Here is a 1627-nt window from a genome sequence, read left to right on the forward strand (position 1 = left end):
GGCTGGGTCATCAACTGGTTTTGTTCTACCTACCCTACTGGCTGGCGGCTTCTTTTCGGCGGTTCAGCGTATTCCACTGGCGCATCTGGAAACTCTCTGCCGAAAACCTCTTTTTGGCAGCTGGAGGGTTGATTCTGGTTCTTTCCCTGGCACGAAGTGCTCTGCTGTCGTTCAGCCTGGCAGTCGGCTGGTTAATTTTGATGAGCACTGCCCGCTTTGCAGGCTGGTTTCACCAAAAGATCATTGCCGCGCGAAGCAATGCCGTTTCGAGGACCGCCGCTCTGCTGATTAAAGGCAGCATCTGGCTGGGGATTGCGGGGGTTTATGCAGCCCTTCTGCTTGGCGGCGCATTTGTTCTCAGCCGTCTTGACCCGCGCATGGAAGATTTATTCAGAGTACTCAGCAACCCCTACAATCCATTAGAAGCCGCCAATTATCTGTTCTTTGGTGAACGCATGGCTTTTTGGCTGACCGGTTTACAAATTTTCAATCATTATCCCCTTTTCGGGGTAGGATTGGAAAACGCCGGTTACTTCTTCCCGGAGAATCTGCCCATCTTTGGCTGGACGGTGGTTGAATCTCACAAAATGTACTATACCAGTGCCTTACCCAACACCCTCAGCCTGTGGATTCGTCTGTTGAGCGAAACGGGAATCATCGGGTTTTCACTGTTCCTGAGTTTTCTTTACCTGGTGTGGAAAACAGCACGCTTGTTGTTTCGAGATGCTCACCCCCTGATTGCCACATTAGGGTTAAGCGCTCAACTAACGCTGATTGCTTTGCTGATGGAAGGAATGAGCGTGGATACCTTTGCTTTCCCTTATTTCTGGCTGATTTTTGGTTGGTTGTTGGGGGCGTTGGCGTTCAGAACCGGGTCTGGATACGATAACCTTCGTGCTCAGGGTTGAACCGTGAGCGCCGGGAAAGGACAACGCAGTTCAGTTTCCGCGTAGCGCTGAAAAACCTGAGGAGGGTCGCTTAACACCACAATTGCATAAGCATCAATGAACGGCTCCTGAGCATCCTTACAACCCATGACGATCACATCTTCACCGTGGGGGAAGAAGGACATTGGCTGTTCCATAGGCAGCAGGACGGTGTAGAAAGTATCCCAGGCAACAATGGTTAAGGTGAAACGGGGATAGGGGCGGCCTTTGAGGGGCAAATTAGGCTGCGGTTCGCCGCCGTTGGTCGGATAAAAGCGGGGATATAATCCAAGACCATAATTCAGATAAGCATTTCCGCTGTTCATAAATTGATTGAGGGCTTTTCTATCTATACGCAATCCGGCGGTGTTGATTTTTTCGTATAACTCTGCCGGGTTCATTGGCGGATATCGTTGGGGGATCAGGGTTTTGCTCAGCGGAAGAGATAACCCTGCCAACAGAAAGAGGATTGCCAACAGCGCAGCCACAGGCCCATTCTGCCGCCGTGAGGACTGCGGAATCGAGTCGTTCTGACCGCTTAAAATCGGCAGCCATTTGCGAAACAGGTCAATCCCCAGCCAGTCCAGCAGCCAGCGCAATAAAACCAATACTCCAATCGCAAAATAAACCAGCACCACCCAATCCATCGGTACTAAATAGCGCCAACCCGAATTGCGCGCCAGCGAATTTGCCAGAAAATA

The 1627-nt window shown here is 51.0% G+C and carries 2 protein-coding genes; one reads left to right on the forward strand and one right to left on the reverse strand.

Annotated elements, in window-relative coordinates; translation table 11 throughout:
* Positions 1-908: O-antigen ligase family protein (locus tag VAE48_RS10150; RefSeq protein WP_322793210.1), on the forward strand; the 908-nt coding region annotated here is incomplete at its 5' end.
* Here the strand turns inward: VAE48_RS10150 and VAE48_RS10155 are convergent.
* Positions 899-1627, reverse strand: a 729-nt coding sequence (locus VAE48_RS10155; RefSeq protein WP_322793211.1) for a hypothetical protein, incomplete at its 5' end; no start/stop codon positions are given. The two genes, VAE48_RS10150 and VAE48_RS10155, sit on opposite strands and share 10 nt — an antisense overlap.

Origin of the sequence: Bellilinea sp. (genome assembly GCF_034432615.1) — a bacterium.
Taxonomy (GTDB): Bacteria; Chloroflexota; Anaerolineae; order Anaerolineales; family Anaerolineaceae; genus Bellilinea.